The organism is Propioniciclava sp., from assembly GCF_036744435.1.
Taxonomy (GTDB): domain Bacteria; phylum Actinomycetota; class Actinomycetes; order Propionibacteriales; family Propionibacteriaceae; genus Propioniciclava.
Genome location: NZ_DAIOIA010000048.1, coordinates 1 through 20,554 on the forward strand (window position 1 = coordinate 1; position 20,554 = coordinate 20,554).

Below are 20,554 nucleotides of genomic sequence, written 5' to 3' on the forward strand. Positions count from 1 at the left end.
AACGCCGAACCGTTCCAGAAGCGCCCGGGGTCCCGGCAGACGGTGTTCGAGGTCGAGGAGAAGCCGCTGCTGCGGCCACTGCCGACGGTTCCGTTCGAGATCAGCCGGTGGGTGTACGGACGACGGGTGCAGCGCAACGGACACGTGGTGTGGGAGAAGAACTTCTACTCGGTTCCGTACGCGCACATCGGCCGCAGTGTCGACCTGCGCGTCACCGACACCACCTTGGAGGTGTACGCCGGCCAGCAACGCTTGACCAGCCATGTGCTGGCCCCGCCCGGGGTGGTGAATGAGTACCGCACCCACGACGCCGACCTGCCCGAGGGGCCCCGCTACCGGCAGTGGGACGCCGCGAGGGTCCGGGAATGGGCGGGTCGGGTCGGGGAGCACGCCCTCACGGTGGTGAACCGGATCTTCGAGTCCGTACCGGTGGACGAGCAGGGCCTGGATGCCGCGTTGGCCGTGCTGCGCCTCACGCGAGCGTGTCAAGTTGTCTGTGTGTGAGTGGGTCGGTTCACTTTCAGTTGATGTGGTTGTCGAGTCGGTCGGGGAAGGCGATGAGGAGGGCGCCGAGGGCAGCCTTCCAGCCTTGGGTGGTGGCGCCTTCTACGAGGTAGCCCGGTGCGGTGCGGGGCTCTCCCTTGGGTTTGCCGGCCTCCTTGGCTCGGGCGCGGGCCCGCTTGTCCTCGATGTCGCGGATCGCCAGCCACAACAGCTTGACCACGGAGTCGTCGTTGGGGAAATGGCCTCGGTTCTTGATGATCTTGCGTAGCTGGTAATTCAGCGACTCGATCGCATTCGTCGTGTAGATGATCCGTCTCACTTCGGGTGGGAATTCCAGGAACGGGATGAAGCGTTCCCACGCGTTCTCCCAGGTCGCGGCGGTCGCGGGATACTTCTTGCCCAGATCACTGGCAGCGAACTCGAGCAGGGCGGTCTCGGCGGCCTCCACGGTCGGGGCGGTGTAGACCGGCCTCAGGGCGGCGGCCACCTTCTTGCGGTCGGTGTAGGACACGAACCGCATCGACGCGCGGATCAGGTGCACCGTGCACGTTTGCACGATCGCGCGCGGCCAGGTGGCTTCGATGGCCTCGGGGAACCCGGTCAGCCCATCGCAACACACGATCAGGGTGTCGGTGATGCCGCGGTTACGGAGCTCGGCCAGCACGCCGGCCCAGAACTTCGCGCCCTCGCTGGTCTGAACCCAGATCCCGAGGACGTGTTTCACTCCGTCCAGGTCGATACCGACCGCGATGTGGGCGGCCTTGTTGCGGACCTGGTGGCTGTCGCGGACCTTGACCACCAGCGCGTCGAGGTAGATGACCGGATAGACCGGGTCCAACGGCCGGGACTGCCACGCCTTGACCTCGTCGAGGACCGCGTCGGTGATCTTGCTGATCGTCTCGTGCGACAGCTCGGTGCCGATCGTGCGCGCGAGGTGGGCCTGGATGTCACGGATCGTCATCCCGCCCGCGTACAGGCTGATGATCATGTCAGCCAGCCCGCCGACCTGCCGTTCGCCCTTGGGCACCAGCCGGGGCTCGAAGGTCGAGTGCCGGTCCCGCGGAATGTCCAACGGTATCGACCCGACCTCGGAATGCACCGTCTTCGGGGTCGTCCCATTCCGGGAATTCGGCAACACCCGACCCGCCGGGTCGCCTTTCCGGTAACCCAGATGCGAGGTCAACTCGGCGCCCAACCCACGCTCGAGAACGGCCTTGATCATTTCCGGGATGAAACCGCCATCCCCGGTCAGCTGCAGGTCGCCGTCGTCGATCCGGCCCATCAAGTCGTCCAGCAGGCCGGCGTCCAACATGTCCTGGATCGCCTCCCGCGCCGACGGGCGAGCACCCTCCAGCGGCCCGAACGGCCCCGACACAGTCTCGTCGTTCGTCGTCATCGTCACAGTCTCTACTCCCTTGAGTCAGGGACCCCTCCCACACAGACCATCTGACTTACCCCCTTCCTCACCAGCCTGAAGGCCCGCGGCCTCAACGGCGTGCGGTTGGTCATCAGCGACCAACACGCCGGCCTGACCGCGGCAGTAGACCGCCTCCAACGCCATCCCCGCCTCCCGGAGCCGGGTCAGGCAGGTGTGCCGCAACTCGTGGCAGGTCGCATGCGCCAGGCCCGCCCGACCACGGGCGCCGGCCAGCACCTGGTCCAGACCCCGCACCGACAACGCCTGGCCCCGGTGCGGGCGCTTCAACACCACGAACACCCGATCCGTCGCCGCGTCCGGGGGCCGCTCCACCTCCAGATAGCGGGCCAACTCGGTGAAGAACCGACTCGACACCGGGATCAGGCGCTGCCGGCCGCCCTTGCCCTCGGCGATGAACAACCGCCGCTCCGCAGCCCGGACATCACCCAAGCGCAATCCGAGGACCTCGCAACGGCGAAGACCACCCAACACCATCGCCGCCACCATCGCCCGGTCCCGATGAGTCCGCAGGGCGACGGTCAACGCGTCCACCTCGGCCGGGGAAAGGACCCGCGGCAACTGCCGCACCCGCCGCACCAACGGCACCCCCTGCCGTGGACGGTTGCGTTCCCGGCGGGTCGGCAGACCGCGAGGCACCGGGTTCGCCACCACGTCGCCCCTGACCTGGCAGAACGCGAAGAACCCCGACACACTCGACAGGCGACGCGCCACCGTCGTAGCCGCCACCCCCGAACGTGAATCATCCACGCTGCTCACCGTGGCCGCCGTCACCTGACCCGACCGCTGCGCAGTGATGAAGCCCAGCACATCGGCCGAGGTGACCTCCCGCCGGCGGCTTGCCCACCACCGAGAAGAACACCTTCAGGTCATACGCAGCGGCCATCACCGAGTTCGGACGAGCCCGGCCCGCCAAGAACTCCAAGTAGTCCGCGACCAACGGCTCATCACACGTGACAATCGGCCTGCCCGACGAGCCCTGCGGGCGACTCACTCCGACAACGATCGACACCCCGAAACCCCCATCCCAACCGACAGGCACACCCTCAGGGCCATCGAAGCCAACAGGAACAGACAGGGCAAGATCACGTGCATAACAGGCATGACAGCGAGACCGAGACGTGACCGCTCGAGCCGGGAACCTTGTGGGGATCTCACAACCTCGCGTCCTCATGCGGAATCGTTCCCTTGCGGGCCACCTTGGGATGGTTGTCGCCTTCGCGACACGCCGATTCGGAATCCGATCCGTAACACGAACGGCCCGCCGACGCCAGGACTTTCGGTTCCGGGTTTGGTGCCGATGTGGACCCTCCACAAGCGCAGGCTGGCGGGTGGGCACCTTGTCGTTACGGCTCCATGCGGCAAGACCAGATGTAAAGATGAGCTTGACAACCCCGCTCAGCGTCAAGGTAGTCTTGACGTGTGGAGATCCGCGGCTCGGCGCGCAAGCACGGGATCACGGACGCCGACATCGACCACGCGTGGCGCAATGCCATCCGTCTCGTCGAGTACGAGTACGCCGGGCAGGAGCGTCTCCTCGTGATCGGCGCCGACCGACAAGGTCGGCTGCTGGAGCTGGTAGCAGTCCCTGCTGAACAACCGACCCGGATCATCCATGCAGATCTCCTGCGACCGAAGTTCTACGACTACTTGAAGTGAGGTGAACACGATGACGATCAAGACGCGCAACAACGCCAACGGGCTGGACCAGGTCGACCCGACGACCCATCCGGCACGTGACGCCGCCCACTTCCGACGGATCATCGCCGCCCGCAAGGCCATAGCCGATGCCGAGCAGGAACTCCGGGATGCCGTGAAGGCCGCCCGGGATGCCGGCGACTCCTGGACGGTCATCGGCGCCGCTCTCGACACCACCCGCCAAGCCGCCTTCCAGCGATTCGGCCGCGACTGACAGCGCTGCCAGCGGCAGGCAGGGCGTTCTGTCGGCCAGGAATGAGGGCCGGCACGAAGTCATGACGCACCCAAGAGTGCCAACCCGGGCAGGGTGCGCGGCATTACAACCGTCTCCAGGAGCCCGTCCTGCGCGCGAATCTACGAGCGCATGTTCCGGGCGGCCGCCTCAGGGGTTGACGGTGGCTCCGGCGAGCAGGATCGCCCAGTACACCGTCGTGACATCCCCGGCACCACCGAACAGGAGGAACCCGTCCAACTCACCGCATGAAACGAAGAATCGCTCGTACACCACCGCGCTGGACTTGACCGGCTCAGGCGAGGGTTCCCCGGGGATGGCTTGGCGTTCGATGATGCCGAACCAGACCTCGACCAGGTTCAGCCCAGAGCCTGGGGTCGGGGTGAAGCGACCGTGGATGCGGCGTCCCCCACCTGCGCCCAAGAGCCCCCAGCACCGCCAGACCACCCTATCCTATCAGGCCCGTCAGCAGCGCGCGCATCGAGCCCTCCAGGTGGCGGACCGTGCCCGGGTCGCTAGGGTGGCATCATGCACGCCGCCACCCTCAGAGCGACGGCCATTGTGCTGGCCGCAGGCGCGCTGGTCGTGACCGCGCTCGAGGCGACCCTCTTGTCCAGGTATGGAGCCACGTGGATTACGCTCGGCAACCTCGGCGTGCACGTCGCGGTGACGGGGGCTCTGGCTGTTCGCCATGACCTGCCGCGGGTGAGCACAGCGGTCACGGTGATCGCGCTGGGCTACCTCGACGTGCTCGCGTGGCAGTCCCCCGTCAACCTGGGTGTCTCTCCCGTGCTCCTCGCCCTGCCACTGGCCGTCCACCTCACGGCGCGGAGAGAACCCTTCGGGTGGGCGTCGATGGGTCTCGTGGCCGCGATCGCGGTGGGCTACTTCAGCCCCATGCGGCTCCTGCCGAGCCGGACGGACCAGAACGTCTGGACCCTCCTCTTCCTCGTCACGATCCTCGGCGCCTTCGTGCTCGGCGCGGCTCGTCGCCACAGCGACATCGTCTACGAGGGGAAGTTGAGTCGGGAGCGGGAGCGGCTCGACGCCCAGACTGTCGCTCGGATCGACCGAGCCCGAACCGGCGAACGTGAGCGCATCGCACGCGAGGTGCACGACATCGTCGCGCACAACCTCGCGGTCATCCAGGTGCAGGCGAGCACGTCCATCGCCGTCGGCTCTGAGGAGCAACTCGGGGAGTCGATGCTGACCATCAAGCGGACGAGCAGCGAGGCGCTGACCGAGATCCGCACACTGGTGCGTCTCCTCCGGGACCAGGAGACCGGGGCAGTCGCGGGCGACCTCTCGCAGGTGCGCACCTTCGTCCAGGCGGCCCGAGCTGCAGGCATCCGGGTGGACGCCGACCTCCCTGACGACGACACGCTGGCCGAGTGGCAGGCCCGCTGGCCCAACCTGGTCCGGGCGACCCTGCTGCGGGTCACCCAGGAGGCCGTCACCAACGTCATCAAGCACGGCGGTCCCGACGCGCAGGCCGTCGTGTCCATCCGGCAGGAGGACGACCCGGACCGCGTGGTGGCCGAGGTCGACAACGACCGCTACCGGGAGTCGGACTCCCCGGGCTTCGGGCTCCTGGGGGTGCGCGAACGCGTCGAGCTGCTGGGAGGCACCTTGGACTACGGCCCCCGCGGCTCGGGTTTCCACTTCGCCTGCACGATTCCGATCGGAGGGGTCGCCCCATGATCCGCGTCGCCGTGGTCGACGACCAGCCGCTGATGGTGTCGGCCTTCGCCGCCCTGATCCGGGCCCAACCCGACATGCTCGTGGTCGGCACGGGCGCTAACGGACAGGAAGCGCTGCGCCTTTGCGAGCACACCGCCGTCGACGTCCTCGTCATGGACGTGCGCATGCCGGTCATGGACGGCATCGAGGCGACCCGACTGCTGGTCGAACGCGTCGGCACGCCCAACATCCTCATCCTCACCACCTTCAACACCGACCAACTCGTTTTGGACGCGGTCGCTGCCGGCGCGCGTGGCTTCCTGCTGAAGGACGCGGAACCCGACATCGTCCTGTCGGGCATCCGCGCCATCCACCGCGGCGAGGCGGTTGTGTCCCCCCAGGCCGCCCCAGCCCTCCTCGATGCGCTGCGGCACGAACGTACGAACGCGAGGGGAACCGCCATCGACGCGCTCACGAACCGCGAGATCGAAGTCCTGCGCCTGGTCGGCCAAGGGCTGACCAACGCCGAGATCGCGGCCCACCTGGTCATCGCCCAGACCACGGTCAAGACGCACGTCGGCAGCCTGCTGGCCAAGCTGGGCGCGCGGGACCGCGTGGCGCTCGCCATCCTCGCGCACACGGTCGGGCTGGGCGGTGATCCCCTGTCGCCTCGGTGATCTCCTTCTCCAGGCGGAGTCGCGACGGCAAGGCGGCGTCGGAAACCCTTCCCAAGCACGATGCCCGGCCTCGTCGCGGCGCACGAGCATGGGGTCATGACCAACCTCCCGATGCTGGGATGCACCGATGTCGCCAAGTCGTTCCACGGCCGGACCGTCCTTCGCCATATGACCCTGTCGGTCCAGCCCGGACGCGTCTATGCCCTCTTGGGCCGCAACGGCGCGGGCAAGTCGACCACCCTGAGGATCCTGCTGGGTCTGCTGGAACCGGACGCCGGCGAGGTGTACCTGCTGGGCAGGCCCTTCGAGCGGGCAGCGCTGGGCGACGTCGGGGCGACCATCGACGGGCCGGCGCTCTACGGACACCTGTCCGCGACGGAGAATCTCCGCGTCCACGCCCTGCTGACCGGCACGAGCGGGGAGCGCGTGGCCGCCGTGCTGCGCCAGGTGGGCCTTGACGGGCTGCCCCACCAGCGCGTCAGCACCTTCTCCACCGGCATGAAGGGACGCCTCGCGCTGGCGATCGCCCTGCTCACGGACCCCCCCGTCGTCATCCTCGACGAACCGCAGAACGGCCTCGATCCCGACGGGATCATCCAGCTTCGGACGATGATCCGATCCCTCGCCGCCGAAGGTCGCACCGTGCTCGTCAGCTCCCACCAGCTGGCCGAGGTCACCCAGTTCGCCGACGACGTCGGCATCCTGGCCAACGGTGCCCTCGTGTTCGAGGCGACCACGGGCTCACTCACGGACAACCTGGAGGCGGTCTACCTCGACGCGGTCCAGCGGGGTGTGGCATGACCCTGCATGTGATCACCTATCGTCCGTCGCTGGCCTCGGAGTTGGCTCGTTCGAAGCACAGCACAGCAGCCCGCCTGCCGTGGGCGGCGCTGGTCCTCTGCGTACTGCTGGGGCTCAGTTGGCTCGCCATCGGCAGCGGGCCGCAACAAGGCTGGGGACGGATGCTCGCGTGGCTGTCCCTCTACACCACCGTGCTGCAGGGCCCGACGGCAGCGCTCCTCGTCTCCACCACCCTGGTGCGGGAGGCTGCGGCTCGCGGAGGCGGAACGCTCTGGCGTCCGGTGGACCGCAGGACGACGATGGCGGCGCGCGCCACGGTGGCGGCCATCCAGTTGCTGGCCACCACGATGGCGTTGACGCTCCCGTGGCTGGTCTTCGGCGCCGCCAAGGGCATCGTCACCCCCGCGGACGCGGGACGGCTCGCGGCGCTGACCGCCGTCATGTGGCTCACCGCGTGGGCCCCGGCCAGCCTGGCCTTCATCACGACACGACTGCTCGGCCGCTACGCCGCCGTCGGGGTCGCCCTCGTGATCCAAGTCGCTGGCACGCTCACGGCGGAGACCCCCGCGGGAGCGTGGTTGCCGTGGTCCTGGCCCGTGCAGGCCACCATGCCCCTCCTGGGCATTCATGCGAACGGCGTCGCCCTGGAAGCCGACTCGCCGGTCTGGTCGTGGAACCCGATCGTGCCGACGGTCGCCGCCACGCTGGTGGCCGCCGCCTTCCTGCTCGTCGAGATCTTGGCTGCGCCGTTGCTGGACCGGCCCAGCCCGTCCCGCAGGCTGAAGGACGTTGAGGCGAGGCCTGTGACGCCTCTCGGCTTCCCGCGTTCTGCGGCTGGCACGACGCGAGCCGGACGCATAGCCTCCCCTCTGCGAGCGGTGGCTGTCTCCTTGCGGCACACCTGGCTCGGTGGAACGACCGTGACGGCCTTGATCCTCACCGTCGCCGTGGCGATCACGTGGGGCGGCCGGCACTCGGCCACATTCGGGACGTGGGTGACCCTCCCCGTCCTCTCCACGCTGCTCGGCGGCTTGGTCTGGTCTGCACAGCGGGAGGCTTGGCGCATCACGTCGCTGCGTGTCTCGCGGCCCGGGTTCGTCCTCGGCAGCCTCGTCGCCGGCGCGGCCCTCCTGACGCCCGTGGCCCTCGTGACGGCCGGCGCCGCCCTGCCCGTCCTGGGCGTCGGTGCGGGCCGCTACGGACTGCTGCTGTGGCTCGTGGCCATGATGTGGTACGCCGTCAACCTGTGGTTGACGACCCGGTTCGGGGTCCCGACGGCACTGGGCGCCTCGCTCGTGGTGTACACGTTCAGCCTGGTTCTGGGCGGCAGTGCGTTGGCGAGCACGGGCTGGTGGTGGCTGGGTCTCCTCGGCTGGCCGGAGTCGGCCGTGGGCGGGCGCGGCGTCGTCGCTGCCGGTCTCACGCTTGCCGTGGGAGGCGTTGCCACCCTCTTGTGGCTGGCTGCCCTGAAGCGTGCCGCACGAACCACGTCCACGGACCGATGAACCTGGGAGTCCGCGACTCCTGGCTCGCCCTCCCCGCCTCACCCACTCCCACCGTCGAGGTCCCCATGAACGACACCACCCCTAATCCCACGATCGTCGTCATCATCCAGGTCGCCTGCGATCCCGCCTCCTCCGGCTACTCCCAGTTGACGCAGGCCGTCCACGCCGCGGTGCGCGCATCCTTGGACGCCCAGGCCGCGTTGCCGGCAACTCCGGTGGCCCTGGCCGACCGGACCGTCACGCACACGCGCCACGTCGGCAGGACTCCTCAGCCACGCGCCCTCGGACCGACTCCGCCCCGTCCCGAGCCCTGCTGCCACGATCCGCGCTGCGACCGCAACCTGCTCTGCCTGCTGCTCTCCCCCGACTCCATCCGCATGATCGCGCGCCGCTTTTTCTGGTCCGAGAGGACGCTGTACCGGCGGTTGCGGGAGCTCTACACCACGCACCACTTGGGCGGCAGGAACCAGGTCAGCGTGCGCTGTCTGTCGGGTCTGCGGTGCGCCGATGCGAACACTCCGTTCGTCGCGGACGAGGCCAGCTGAGCGGCCGCTCAGCTGGCCGTGCCCAGGTCACTCGGGGCGCCAGCCCATGTCCAGCATCGACATCGGCTGGTAGCCGAGCCGCATGGCCTGAGTCTCGATGCGCTCGAAGGCAGCCGCCGGGAAGGGCCGGGGATAGTCGACGATCAGCCCACTCCCGTCGACCGACGCGGCTCGCACCCGCCGCACGGCGTCCGCGAAGAGGATGACGAAACTGGCCAGCGACTGGTGGCACTCCAGGACCAGCGCGCCGCGCGCGGCGCTCCAGATCTCGGCGGCCGACGTCCCCTCCTCGTGGGCGAACGCGTGGACGGCGAGGCTGACACCGCCCTCGGCATCGGCGACAAGATCGATGATGTGGCCGTCGTTGACGGGCCCGGGCCAGCGGCACGCCACCGATTCGACGCCGGCGAGCACCTGCTCCACCGCGGCCACCAGCGCGGGGAAGCGGTCGTTCAGCCAGTGGTTCGTCAACGACCAGCTACCCGTGTCAGTGGTGAGGGTGAGGATGCCTTGGCCGCCACGAAAAGCAATGTCGAAGCTCGTGATTTCCATTGCACAATGGTAGCCCTGACCGTCACCTCGGATCGCCCCCGAGGGCGGATCGGCACCCTCCAGGGACTGCCATTTCAAGGCCGAGTCTGACGATTTCGCGAACCACACTGCCAACTGGGGATGAATCCGTTGTTGCGACAGTCGGCTTCCGAGATGCTCGGAACGGGACGACAGCCGCGTTCCCACCACCGAACCGAGGAGAAACATCATGCAACCCGTCTTCAGCCCGACACGTTCGCTGGCCGGACTCGCCGCGGTCACCGTGGCGCTGACGGCACTCACGGCAGCCACGCCGCCCATGGCCGTCGCGGCCACCACATCCGCCAGCGCCTGCCTCAACGGCTACTCGGGCCCCTACGCAGTCGTCAATTCGTACGGCGGCATTTCCCTGAAGTGTGGCGACACCACCAAGGGCGTGATTCACATCGACATGTCGCACCCCATTCGAGAATCGGGCGCAGACGACGTGAATGTCAACGAATGCATGAACAACATCATCGCCTACGGAACACCGATCAGCGCCTCGACCGGCAACAGCGCCAAGCGGTGGCGGACTCCCAGCGGCGTCTACGCCTACATCGTCTGGCGCACCTCGGCCAAGGATGTGGTGACGATGTACACCAGCGGGACGCCGGGCAATCGCTGGGACCTGTGCGACTGAACTGAACCATCGAGCCGGTACGGGCGGAAGCGTCGGGCACTGGTATCCGCGCCCGACGCTTCCGTCTACGCGGCGAACAGGCCGGCCCGCTGCGTGGACACCATGGCGGCGTACTGCGAACTGATCCGCATCATGTCGTCGTGGTGGCCCGCCGCCTGGAGGCGTCCCCCCGCGAGGAGGTAGACACGATCCGCGGCGACCGCCGTGGAGAGCCGGTGGGCGACCACGATCACCGTGCGAAGGCGTCCTTGCTCCTGCAGGATCAGGTTGAGCAGACGTTCACCCTCGGCATCCAGACCGCTGCCCGCCTCGTCGAGGACGAGGATGCTGGGTTCCCGCAGGAGTGCCCGGGCGATCGCCAGTCTCTGCCGCTCGCCCCCCGAGAGCCCCAGTCCCCGCAGGCCGACCGGCGCGTCGAGTTGGCCCGGGCGCGCCCGGACCGTCGCACCGAGGTGCACGTGGTCGAGGGCGGCCCAGAGATCTCCCTCGGTGGCCCCAGGGGAGCCGTAGCGCAGGCACTCAGCCACGCCTCCCTCCAGCACGAGGCTCTCCTGATCAACCAGGCCGACCTTCTTGCGGACGTCGGCCGGCGTGAGGCCGCGCACGTCCTGGTCCCCTAGGCGGATGTGCCCGGTCGTCGCATCCCGGAAGCGGGTCGCCAGGCCGAGCAGCGTGGACTTGCCCGCACCGCTGGGCCCGACGATCGCGTGCACGCCGCGCGGCCCGAACTCGCACGTCAGCCCGACCAACGTCGGGACGGACGCCCCGGGGTAGGAGAACGTGACGTCGCCGAACACCAGCGTGTCGCCCGCCGTGCCATCCGGGGAGCACTGCGAGCCGGCACCGGGCTCGCCCTCCAGTTCGGCGAGCTCAAGGATGCGCTCGGCGGCCGGCAAGGCCTGACCGAAGGACGCCGCCGCCCCAGTCAGCTGCTGCACTGGGCCGAACAGCAGGAAGACGTACATCAGGACGCCGACCAGCTGCGGCGGCGTCAACTGACCGGCATCCATCAGGACCACCCCGGTGACCAGCACCACCAGGAACGGGGCCGCGAAGCCCGCCGAGCCAACAGCGGAGAGCGCCGCTTGGGCCCGGACGACAGCCAAGCCTCCCGACCGTAGAGTGCGCACGATCCCGTCGAGGGCCTGCACCTCGCTGTCCTCCGCGGTGTTCGCCTTCATCACCCGGGCCCCGGACACCGTCCGATCCAGGCGCGAGGCCAGTTGCCCCGCCCCGGCCTGCACGACAACCATCGCGGTTCGCACCCGTCGGGAGAGCAGCGCGATCGCGAGGCCCACGAAGGCCAGCGCGAGTCCCACCACTGTGGTGAGGAGCACGCTCGTGAACGCCATCATCGCCACCGCGCCAACGAGACCCGCCAGCCCGAGGATCGCGTTGAGGGGCGCACCCACGACACCCACCCGGGCCACGGGCACGTCGGCGGTCGCCCGGGCGACCAGGTCGCCGACGCCACCGCGCTCGGTGACGTCCAGGCGCAGGTGGACCAGCCGGCGCGCGACACCACGGCGCAGATCCGCGACGCAGTCCTCGCCCGCGCGACCGGACAGGTAGGCGCCGACGGCGCTCAGCGCCGTGGAGACCCCGAGCAGGCTGCCGAGCTGGGCGAGCGCTCCGGCGGGCAGGGCCCCCGCGAGGACCGAGGCGAACAACTCCTGGACGACGACCGGCTGGTAGAGGCTGACGCCGAGGGCTCCGAGCTGGACGAGCAGGGCGATCGCCAGTAGGACGGCCTGCTGCTTGATCTGACCGACGATGAGTTTCATGCCGCGACCCCCTGGCCCAACGGCCAACCGGCACCGTTCGCCACGGCCCGCACACGACACACCCGGGTGTCCGCAACCTCGGCGGGATCCGCGTGGCCGGGGTCGGCTGGGAGGACGCCCGCGGTCTGGGAGCGCAACAGCGCGACGAGCGTGGTGTGGGCGTCGGTTACCCACCGTTCCTCGGCGGAGGAGCCCTCGCGGTGGTGGGGGCCGGGCACGGCCCCGTCCGGTTGCTGGGAGCGCTCCACGAGGGCCCACAGCGCACCGTGCAGGTGCGCATGGGGCTGGCTCAGCCGGTCCAGGCACCAGAGCAACTCCGACCCCAGGTCGAAGTCGCGTGCGCGTCGGGCCGCGAGTGCCAAGACGTCCAAGGACGTGACCAGTCGCTCCAGGGCGGCGTCCGGCAGGGACCCGAGTGTCCCGAGGAGGTCGGCGTACAGGAGGTCGTGCGTGAGGCGGTAGGCCTGCTTCCGTGACAAGGTGGCGGGGTTCGCCAGGCAGGCCAGCGACGAGGCTCCGGTCAGTTTCATCGGTTCGCCGGCCGTGTTCGGCAGGCCGAGGCTCTGCAGGGCGTGGGCGAGTTGCAGGTGTTGGTCCGGAACCCGGACGCTCGCGGTCCACCGGCGGATCCAGTCGACCTCGGCGGGCTGCAGAACATCGTCCGGCAAGAGCGCAGCGAACAGCACCACATGGGGGAGCAGGTGGTCGGCGATGTCGTTGCTCGCGACGTCCAGCGCCCGCCACGCGTGGGCCGCCATGGCCGAGGCGCGTCGCTGCAGCCGGTGATGGGGAGCAGGGGACAACCGCAGCACCAGCAGAAGCTCCACGAGCCGAGCGGGGGGGAAGGCTTGGGCCACGGGGTCCAGCCGGATCGCCCGGTCGGGGTGGAAGAAGTCCAGGGACGCGAGGAGCCACCTCTCGCAGCGCGCGCCGATGGCGCTCACTGCAGCGCCACCGTCCGCGCCCACGAGCGCTCGGCCGGAGCACCGCGAAGCCAGTCCCACAGGACGCAACCGACTCCGGCAGCTCCTTCGAGCGTGCCCACGGCATCGAGTCCTGCGTAGGGCACGACGCCCGCCTCATCCGGGAGCCCGATCCTCACCTGGTGCCGGACGCCGAAGGGCAGGTCTCCGTCCACAGCCTTGAGGATCCCCTCCAGTGCGATCTCCTCGAGCACGTCCACGTCCGCCCCGCACGCCTTGGCAGTCGTGACGACGGCGAGGACGCCCGCGAGCCCATGGCACACGGTGGCGCCGTCCACGCCCCACGTGGACTGCGGCCGCTCGGCCATCGCGCGGAGCCCCTCGATCGCCGTGCCAGCGGCCTCTGGGTCCGGGACGGCGAAGATGGACTGGAGGATGGCGGCGGCCACCCCGGGAGTGCCGTAGCACCAGGCGGAGCGGGTCTCGTCCAGCGGGACTTCGGCACCGTCCACCCACGCGTCGAACGACAGCCGTGCGGGCCAGTAGGGGCCGGCCTCGTCCCGCACGGCCGCACCGAGCAGGTGCGTCCTGGTGCGGGCGAGCGCCTCCTCGACCTCGGCGCCGCCGGCGCCTGCCAGGACGGACGCCGCCAGGAACGCCAGGATGCCCGCCGCCCCGTGCGCCATCCCCAGATTGAAGTCACCGCGGGGGTACTGTTCGGCGTCCGAAGGGATGGGTTGGCCGGCCGCCGACACCCACCAGCCGGGGACACGATGACCCTCCACGTCCGTGTCGGCGGCCAGGGTTAGGAACACCTCCATGGTCTTCCGGAGCGCACGGTCGACCTCGTCCGTGCCCTGCTCGTCCAGCAGCAGGCGTCCGACCCCGCCCAAGCCGTTGATGACGTCGTAGGCCCCCCACGCCACACCCCCGCCGGTCTGTAGCCGGGTCAGCCACGCGTCCGCCCGCGCGATCTGGTTGTGGGCGACCCAGCGGACGAGATCGGCGTGCATTCTGCGCTCGCGCCCGTCCGCCGTGACGAGCGTCTGCACAGCCGCGAGGAGTGACGCCGGGCCGTAGTACAGGCCGTTGCTCGCCCGGTCACCACTGTTCATGGCTTCGCGCAGGAAGCCGTTCGCGACGCGGCCGGCGGCCGGGTCCTCGCGGGCCAGCTCCGCCCAGAAGAGAGCCGCCCCCGGGTAGCCGTGCGCCAGGCCCATCGGCTCCCAGGGGGTCATCTCCCGGAATGGATCCGTGTTGCCCGGGTCTGTGGCGACGGCGCGACACCGCACAGGGTCGGCCAAGCGGACGGCCAGGGTCTCGACTGCTGTCGTCACGCGCTCGGTCACTGTCGACATGTCTGCTCTCCCATCAGGTGCACCTCCCGCTGCGCATTCGCGTGTGCCGCAGCATGCGCCACGAGGTGGAGGCGGCGTTCGAACTCGGTCGTGGGGCCGAGCAGGCGATTGCACGTCATGTGCAGGGCACTCGCGAAGGCGGGGGCGACGGCCTCCGGCGGCAGTCCTCCCAGCCGTGCCGCCCACGCGCGCATCGCAACGCGCGAACCCTCGGTAACTTGGACCAGCGCCTGGCCCCAGACCTCCTCCCGGAGGCCCTGCCAGCCCTCCCGGGGATTGAGGAGCCGCGTGAACCTCGCCAGGTGCTGCCGATCGTCGCCCAGTGGGTCTCGAGGGACTATGTCGCCCAGCAGGGCCACCACGACAGCCGGGTCGTCGTCACACCCGGGGACCAGCCCCCCGGCGAACGCCGCCGTCAACAGCGAGATGAGCGTGGCGCCGAACGTCACGTCGTCCAGGTGGCGGTGGGCCGCCCTCAGCGCCAAGAGCCTCGGTACCGCGGAACTGTCCGCGCAGAACAGGTCCTCCGCTGCGGGCAGCGCCTCCAGCCCTCCGTACCGCGCCACCTCTGGCTCGTACTCACGGAATGCGTTCCAGGCGCTGAGCCCCGTCTCGCGTAGGCGAGCCGCCCACGCCGCGCTCGCCCGGACGGTGACCGGCCAGTCCTCGTCGCGCGCCGTGTGGAGGCGAATCCGGAGACACGGTCCCTGGGGTTCGGAGTAGCGCAGGAAGAACCAGGAGTCGATGCGGCCGTTCAGCTCGGCCAAGAGGCGTGGCAGCTCGACCCGAACGACGTGGTCGTGCCACTTGCGGGGAACGCCGACGTGGAGCGACACCCAGGACGACGCCAGCCCGTGCACCAGCCGGTCGTCCTGCTGGGGCGCTGTGACGGGCAGGCGCGACGCGGTGCGATGCGCGCCGTGGGCGTCGGCCGGCAGGCGCGACCCGAACGAGGCGACGAGTTCACAGGGCGCCGGTACGCCGTCGACCTCGAACCATCCGATGTCCGTCGGCGCGGCGAACGACTCCTGGATCACGACCGCAGGGTCCCGGCCGATCTCGTCCAACAACAGGGCGACGTGCCAGGGCACTTCGGTGTCCACGTCGAGGCGTTGGTCGGAGCTCAGGAGGGACACGTGGCGCGGCACCCCCTGCTCAGCGGCCCATCGGGCCCAGATGGCGGCATGCTCGGCGGCCGGACTGCCCGCCAACACATGGCGGATTTGGTCGACCTTCCACGTGGCCGGGCTGAGGACGAGGTTCTCGCCATGGCTGACCCGGGGCAGGAAGGGCAGGTGCGAGCACAGGCCCCAATCCCACCCGGTCCACACCCGCTGCCCCTCGAACCCCAGCTCCCACAGGAAGCGTGCGACGTTCGGGGCCTGCGACTCCATGTTCACCATCGACGTGGTGGTGGGAAGCACTTCGCCGCCGGTGCGACGGTCTAGAAGGTACAGGCGCTCACCGGTGGCGCCCACCAAGAGGTCGTCGAGCGACACGGTCGGGATGCGGCCGGTCGGCAGTCCCGGCGCAACCCGCATGGTTGCCGGACCCCGGACGTTCATCAGGTTGGCGGCCCGCGCGGCCCGCGGCGCGAAGGCGATGTCGAGCAAGGACGCTCCGGGATGCCGTTGCAGGAGGTGGTCCTCCCTTTGGTGGGACAGATCGCCGCCGTCGCCCCACAGGTGGGCGAACCGGGCGGCGGTGGTCCCGGCCTCAGGCGAGCCCGGGTTGGGGGAGACCACGAGGGTGAATGCGCCGGCGTCCACCGCCTCGGGCGAGGCCGCAAGGAGTCCGAAGTAAAGGTCCATCCCGCGTGGCGTGCCGTCGCGGTACTCCAACGCCTCGATGTCCTCGCTCGTCAGCCGCAGCTCGCGGCGCCCGGCCTGGAGAGTCGTCGACAGGAGGGCTGCCAGGTGGACGTCGCGGCGATTCAATCCATCACGACCGTCCTTGCCCTTCCCCGCGCCCGCGACGGGCCACTGGTAACCCTCGGGCGCGCCCAGCCCCACCGCATCGTCAAGGAGATCGCTCACGGGGACGAGCTGGGCGGTGCCGAATCGCTCCAGGAAACGCTGGCGGAACGAGCGGAGCGCGACCGTGCCGGTCGCGGACGGGGTGAGCCGGACGAGGACCTCAGCGGCGTCCTCGCAGGCCTGCCGCACCTTCTCCCCGATCTGGACACGCGTGTTCAGGCGTGTGTCGACGTGCAGGGGTGTGTCGTGGGTCATCAGGGCGTTCAGGGAACTCCGGACGGTGGCGAGATCCTCGCTGCCGACGTCCAGCCGCGCGCAGGCATCCGCGATGTCGCCCAAGGCGGTCCGCAGGGCCGCCACTTCACTCGTCGCGTCGCACCGCGCCAGCGTCCGCAGCAGGTGGTCCATCGGATCGCTGCCGTCCAGCGGCACGTGCAGGTCGGTCACCAACAGGTCGTTCGCGACGAGCACGCCGACGGCCTTCAGCAGGGTGTCGATCGATGCACCGGTTCCGTCCGCGACCTCGGCGATCACCTCGGCGCAGGTGCGTTCCCCCGCACACGCTTCCCAGAGCCGCAGCACGGCGGCAGTGGCGGGCAGGGACACCGTGCCGCGGAGTCCGCTCCCTGTGGGGCGGCCTTGGCCTGGAGGCGTGTCCAGGACCAGCCGACCCGCGCGGATGCCGGCGAGTTCGTGGCGGCGAAGACGCAGGTGGGGCAGGATGTCAGTTCGGCCCTGGATCGTCTCGACGAGTCCGCGCACCCACCCGAGGTCGGGCTCCGCCTGAATGGAAGGTCGGTCTGAGTCCACGCGGGTGCAGTCGCCGAAGGTCCCCCTCTCGATGCCCGCGAAGAGGCCGAAGGGGGTTGGGCGGCGGCGCCGCCGGATGTCGTAGCGGAGGATGGTCAGCGCCAGCCTCCTGGCGTCCTTGGCCGCGGCAGGGGGACGCCCGGCGTCCAGCGCCTTGCGCAGGGCACGGCTCACGGTGGGAGCTGCGACCGTGAGAGCGGCCAAGAGCCTGTCGTCGCGCGCGGCGGCCATGATGATCCCGCCGGCGTCGAGCGACTCGCCCTCGTCCGACCGGAGGGTTGCTAACTCAATCGTCGGGGGCGGCAGGGGCCCTCGCACGAGGAAGGAGTCCCACGCTGCCATTGGGGATGCCGTCGACATGGATGCACCACTCCCATCGTTCTCGGTCAGGCGGCGGGGCGGGCTCCGAAGCCCGCCCCGCTCGCGAGGGTGGACGCTGCTGAGGTCACTTGAAGATGCAGCACCAGCTGCAGAAGCTGCCGCCGCCGGGGCTCGTGCAGCCTGGGGTGCAGAGGATGATGCTCAGGATGTCCGGGGTCGCGTCCTTGTCGACGATCTCGGTGTCGACGGAGAACTCGAAGTCGAAATTCAGCTCGTCCAGGGTGTCTGTGTACTGGGGATCGACGGCGATGGCGGTCATGATTCCTCCTCAGGATCAAGTACCAGCGGATACGGCTCGGATCGGCCGCTGACAGAAGGTTCGATCCCCTGCGGAGTACCCGGCAAGGCGTTGGCAGCGACGCGGCAGTGACTTGGCAGCGCGTGATGCGAGACGTGGCGGTTGACTGCAAACCGTCTGCCGATCCCCCCCCGGAAGGGTTCCCACCGACGCTGTCAAGGGGTGGACTCGATCACGACCACCCGTGGTCTCCGACGATCGAAAGGACGGCCCCATGAAGCTCTTATCACGCATCGCGCTGGCGCTCGCCACGATGCTCGCCCTGTTCCTCCCCACGATGGCGCCCGCCACCGCCGCCGCCCCGGCCCCGACCGGTGTGGCCGTGCCGATGGAGTCCGAATCGGCCTGCGGCGCCCTGTTCCACGTCCAGCGCGTTTCAGGAGGGTTCCGCATCTACGCGTTCTCCTCGGACCTCTACTGGATGCTGGCCCCGGACCACTACGGCACTGCGAGGATCTTCGTGTCGCGGGACGGCCGCGCCCCGTGGCTCATGAAGTCCGGTGGTACAAACGTTAGCGGCTACCGGCAGTTCGACAACACGTACTCCACCTCCAGCAGCATGCACTGGGTGTTGGCCGAACTCTACGATGACGACGGCTTCAAGATCTGCGAAGGCGCCTACTACTACTGATGGTGACCCCATCCCGGGTGGGCACCCCGGGGCGCCGACCCCAGCGCAGAGAGGCAACTCATGAACGAGAACCAGACGGATCGCGTGGAGCTCGTCCGGCTCCTCGTGTTGGCCGAACTAACCGCTGCGGGCGTGCACGCCGAGTCCACGCGGACGCCGCAGGGCCTCGAGGTCCGCGTCGGCGCAGGCGTGACCGACAGGGCCGTGCGGCTGGTGCGCCGCGCGGATCAAACCTACGGCGTGCCGATCAGCCTCGTCGCTCCCGACGGCGCCCTTGACCTGGTGACCGGCGGCGAGGCCCCCCAGCGCGGCCGCTACCTCACGTCTCTCAGCATGCTGTGCGGGCTGTTGGCACGCGAGGAGTTGCTGGCGCGTGGTGTGGCCGTGGTCCAGGTGATCGATGACGAGGACGGCGGCGCCACCGTGGAGATCGCCCCCGGAACTAACGTTGACCCAGGCTCCGCCGCCCTGGTCGACGCGCTCGAGCAGCGCTGGGGTCTCGTCCTCCGCCTCACCCGCCCCGACCCGGGCGCGGCGCACCCTCCGATTCCGCCGCGCGCCTGAAGGGACCGCGTGGCTCAGCTGCGCCAGGTCCGCCACAGCCGGGCATACTCACCGTCAAACTCCATCAGTTCCTCGTGCGACCCCAGCTCGGCGATGCGGCCGTTGACGACGACCTCGATCCGGTAGGCGTCGTGGGCGGTATGCAGCCGGTGCGCGATCGGGACCACCGTCCTGCCCCGCCAGCAGGACGTGCATCGAGCCCTGGAGGTGCCGCGCGGTGCTGGGTGGATCAGCGAGGTGGCCTCGTCCGACACCGGCGTGTTCGGGCCAGCCGGCACCAGCCGGGCGAGCGGCACCTGCTGGGCGCTGGCGACAACTCGGAGCGCCCCGGACCTAACTGAAGATCGACTAAGGCTCGGGCTGTGCGTCAGTGACGGCGAAGAACTCCTCGGCGACGGCCCGGTTGGCGATCTTGGCGTACCGCAGGGTCATGGTCAGGGAGTGGTGGCCCAGCATCGCCGCGACCGCCTCCAGACTCATGCCCCGGTTGATGGCCTGGGTGGCGAGGGTGTGCCGAAGCTGGTGGGGGTGGATGTGGCCCAGCCCCGCTGCGGTGGCGGCGTTGTTCAGGATCCGGGTGACCGAGTGCCGGTCCGCGGCCCGGCCGTTCTCGCGGGGCAGCAGCAACGGGTGGTCGTCGGGGACGTACTCGGCGCGGTAGCGGTCGATGAGGTCGACCAGGTCGGGATGCAGGGGCAGGTAGCGGTCGTCGCGGAGCTTCCCGACCGGCACGTGCAGCCACGGCGCTTGGCCGAACATGACCACGGCGTCGGCGGGCAGCGCGGTGAACTCACTGACCCGCAGCCCGGTGCGGAGCAACACCGAACCGATGCAGGACCCGAGTTGGCCCTCCGCCCGCGATGGACTGGCCATCGGCGTCCACAAGGTCGGAGGAAGATGTGTCGACGCAGACGTCCACCAAGAACGGAGCAGCCGACGGCTCGACGCTCTTGATCTCGACGGTGTCATCCCCCACTTGGCGGACACCCAACCCACGCAACTGCTGATACTCCTTCAGCACGTCGGCAGCCAGATCCCCAGACGCGACACCGTAGAAGGCCTCGAGTGGGATCTCGTAGTTCGAGGCGACCTGGTTCTGGACCTCGTAGAAGTTCGTGACGACTCTCGCCGCTTGCGCTTGGTCCACCGAGAGAGTCGGGGTCGGGGTGGGGGCGACCGTGGGTGACGGGATCGTCGGCGTGGGGGTCGGCGTCGAGGACTCTGGCGCACACCCGGACAGCACGGTCAGGGCGCAGGCCAGTGCGAGGGTGGTGGTCACCTTGAGATTGCGCATGCTGTTTCATCGAAGATGCGGTCGAGGAACTGTTCATGACCCATGGTGTGTCACATATCCGTACTGGGTCCCACAATCAGAGCGCGGTGGAGGCTCAGTTCGGACTTGCCGTGCATCCCGCTCCCGACTTCGTGGTGTTCGATTCTGCTGGCTCGCTTCGGGCGATTTTGGAGTGTAAGGGAGCCAACGACGTGTGAGTCCCGTGGAGTGGTGGGTTTTGGAGGAGGGCGTGTCCTGAGCTGATG

21 protein-coding genes and 3 pseudogenes are annotated in these 20,554 nt (G+C 69.4%); 12 read left to right on the forward strand and 12 right to left on the reverse strand.

Annotated features, from left to right (window positions below):
* A pseudogene (locus V7E09_RS07915) lies at positions 1-477 on the forward strand (Mu transposase domain-containing protein); the annotation flags it as partial.
* A gap of 43 nt (positions 478-520) precedes the next feature.
* On the opposite strand, the gene V7E09_RS07920 reads toward V7E09_RS07915, so the two are convergent.
* Positions 521-1,816, reverse strand: coding sequence for an IS256 family transposase (locus tag V7E09_RS07920; RefSeq protein WP_324511939.1), 1,296 nt, complete (start codon positions 1,814-1,816; stop codon positions 521-523).
* A gap of 147 nt (positions 1,817-1,963) precedes the next feature.
* Between V7E09_RS07920 and V7E09_RS07925 the strand changes: the two are divergent.
* Positions 1,964-2,053 (forward strand): annotated as a pseudogene (locus tag V7E09_RS07925) (transposase); the annotation flags it as partial.
* A 54-nt stretch (positions 2,054-2,107) separates the two neighbouring features.
* On the opposite strand, the pseudogene V7E09_RS07930 reads toward V7E09_RS07925, so the two are convergent.
* Positions 2,108-2,749: pseudogene (locus V7E09_RS07930) on the reverse strand (tyrosine-type recombinase/integrase); the annotation flags it as partial.
* Positions 2,750-3,361: 612 nt separating this feature from the next.
* On the opposite strand from V7E09_RS07930, the gene V7E09_RS07935 reads away from it, so the two are divergent.
* Both V7E09_RS07935 and V7E09_RS07940 read left to right on the forward strand, forming a co-directional pair.
* Positions 3,362-3,598, forward strand: coding sequence for a hypothetical protein (locus V7E09_RS07935; protein ID WP_232550232.1), 237 nt, complete (start codon positions 3,362-3,364; stop codon positions 3,596-3,598).
* 10 nt (positions 3,599-3,608) lie between these two features.
* Entirely contained in the window at positions 3,609-3,851 is a 243-nt protein-coding gene (locus V7E09_RS07940) for a hypothetical protein (RefSeq protein WP_232550231.1), read from the forward strand.
* A gap of 168 nt (positions 3,852-4,019) precedes the next feature.
* On the opposite strand, the gene V7E09_RS07945 is transcribed toward V7E09_RS07940, so the two are convergent.
* On the reverse strand, positions 4,020-4,316 hold the full coding sequence (locus V7E09_RS07945; RefSeq protein WP_232550230.1) for a hypothetical protein: 297 nt from the start codon (positions 4,314-4,316) through the stop codon (positions 4,020-4,022).
* An 81-nt stretch (positions 4,317-4,397) separates the two neighbouring features.
* Between V7E09_RS07945 and V7E09_RS07950 the strand changes: the two genes are divergently transcribed.
* The 5 genes from V7E09_RS07950 (at position 4,398) to V7E09_RS07970 (ending at position 9,077) form a co-directional block, all read left to right on the forward strand.
* On the forward strand, positions 4,398-5,570 hold the full coding sequence (locus tag V7E09_RS07950) for a sensor histidine kinase (RefSeq protein ID WP_324511927.1): 1,173 nt from the start codon (positions 4,398-4,400) through the stop codon (positions 5,568-5,570).
* Positions 5,567-6,226, forward strand: a complete 660-nt coding sequence (locus V7E09_RS07955) for a response regulator (protein ID WP_232550228.1) — start codon at positions 5,567-5,569, stop codon at positions 6,224-6,226. Before V7E09_RS07950 ends, V7E09_RS07955 begins: the two co-directional genes overlap by 4 nt.
* Before the next feature lie 96 nt (positions 6,227-6,322).
* A complete protein-coding gene (locus tag V7E09_RS07960; protein ID WP_232550227.1) occupies positions 6,323-7,027 on the forward strand; it encodes an ATP-binding cassette domain-containing protein in 705 nt (234 codons plus the stop codon).
* Positions 7,024-8,532, forward strand: coding sequence for a hypothetical protein (locus V7E09_RS07965; protein WP_324511928.1), 1,509 nt, complete (start codon positions 7,024-7,026; stop codon positions 8,530-8,532). Before V7E09_RS07960 ends, V7E09_RS07965 begins: the two co-directional genes overlap by 4 nt.
* The gene (locus V7E09_RS07970; RefSeq protein WP_324511929.1) at positions 8,529-9,077 is read left to right on the forward strand and encodes a hypothetical protein; all 549 of its coding nucleotides are present in this window, start codon (positions 8,529-8,531) and stop codon (positions 9,075-9,077) included. The genes V7E09_RS07965 and V7E09_RS07970 overlap by 4 nt, the downstream gene beginning before the upstream one ends.
* Positions 9,078-9,104: 27 nt before the next feature.
* Here the strand turns inward: V7E09_RS07970 and V7E09_RS07975 are convergent, their stop codons facing one another.
* Positions 9,105-9,629 carry a hypothetical protein gene (locus tag V7E09_RS07975; RefSeq protein WP_232550224.1) on the reverse strand — a complete coding sequence of 175 codons (525 nt, stop codon included), beginning with the start codon at positions 9,627-9,629 and terminating at the stop codon, positions 9,105-9,107.
* Between the two features lie 208 nt (positions 9,630-9,837).
* Here V7E09_RS07975 and V7E09_RS07980 point away from each other — a divergent pair, with 208 nt between their 5' ends.
* The gene (locus V7E09_RS07980) at positions 9,838-10,290 is read left to right on the forward strand and encodes a hypothetical protein (RefSeq protein ID WP_324511930.1); all 453 of its coding nucleotides are present in this window, start codon (positions 9,838-9,840) and stop codon (positions 10,288-10,290) included.
* 65 nt (positions 10,291-10,355) lie between these two features.
* On the opposite strand, the gene V7E09_RS07985 is transcribed toward V7E09_RS07980, so the two are convergent.
* From V7E09_RS07985 to V7E09_RS08005, 5 genes are all read right to left on the reverse strand, one after another.
* Entirely contained in the window at positions 10,356-12,074 is a 1,719-nt protein-coding gene (locus tag V7E09_RS07985) for an ABC transporter ATP-binding protein (protein WP_324511931.1), read from the reverse strand.
* On the reverse strand, positions 12,071-13,018 hold the full coding sequence (locus V7E09_RS07990) for a DUF6895 family protein (RefSeq protein WP_324511932.1): 948 nt from the start codon (positions 13,016-13,018) through the stop codon (positions 12,071-12,073). Before V7E09_RS07990 ends, V7E09_RS07985 begins: the two co-directional genes overlap by 4 nt.
* Positions 13,015-14,355: a lanthionine synthetase C family protein gene (locus V7E09_RS07995; protein WP_324511933.1), complete on the reverse strand. Its 1,341-nt coding sequence runs from the start codon at positions 14,353-14,355 to the stop codon at positions 13,015-13,017. Before V7E09_RS07995 ends, V7E09_RS07990 begins: the two co-directional genes overlap by 4 nt.
* Entirely contained in the window at positions 14,343-17,372 is a 3,030-nt protein-coding gene (locus tag V7E09_RS08000; protein WP_324511934.1) for a lantibiotic dehydratase, read from the reverse strand. Before V7E09_RS08000 ends, V7E09_RS07995 begins: the two co-directional genes overlap by 13 nt.
* A gap of 214 nt (positions 17,373-17,586) precedes the next feature.
* Entirely contained in the window at positions 17,587-17,781 is a 195-nt protein-coding gene (locus tag V7E09_RS08005; protein WP_324511935.1) for a gallidermin family lantibiotic, read from the reverse strand.
* Between the two features lie 253 nt (positions 17,782-18,034).
* Between V7E09_RS08005 and V7E09_RS08010 the strand changes: the two genes are divergently transcribed.
* Positions 18,035-18,451, forward strand: coding sequence for a hypothetical protein (locus V7E09_RS08010; RefSeq protein ID WP_324511936.1), 417 nt, complete (start codon positions 18,035-18,037; stop codon positions 18,449-18,451).
* A gap of 60 nt (positions 18,452-18,511) precedes the next feature.
* Positions 18,512-19,015, forward strand: a complete 504-nt coding sequence (locus tag V7E09_RS08015; RefSeq protein ID WP_282006930.1) for a hypothetical protein — start codon at positions 18,512-18,514, stop codon at positions 19,013-19,015.
* A gap of 14 nt (positions 19,016-19,029) precedes the next feature.
* Here the strand turns inward: V7E09_RS08015 and V7E09_RS08020 are convergent, their stop codons facing one another.
* The 3 genes from V7E09_RS08020 to V7E09_RS08030 are packed head-to-tail and all read right to left on the reverse strand — an operon-like array spanning position 19,030 to position 20,309.
* Positions 19,030-19,311 (reverse strand): hypothetical protein, encoded by a 282-nt coding sequence (locus V7E09_RS08020; protein ID WP_232550222.1) that lies wholly within the window; start codon positions 19,309-19,311, stop codon positions 19,030-19,032.
* A 52-nt stretch (positions 19,312-19,363) separates the two neighbouring features.
* Positions 19,364-19,837 (reverse strand): tyrosine-type recombinase/integrase, encoded by a 474-nt coding sequence (locus tag V7E09_RS08025; protein ID WP_232550221.1) that lies wholly within the window; start codon positions 19,835-19,837, stop codon positions 19,364-19,366.
* Complete coding sequence (locus V7E09_RS08030; protein WP_324511938.1) at positions 19,806-20,309, reverse strand: hypothetical protein; 504 nt, start codon at positions 20,307-20,309, stop codon at positions 19,806-19,808. Before V7E09_RS08030 ends, V7E09_RS08025 begins: the two co-directional genes overlap by 32 nt.
* Between the last annotated feature and the right edge of the window lie 245 nt (positions 20,310-20,554).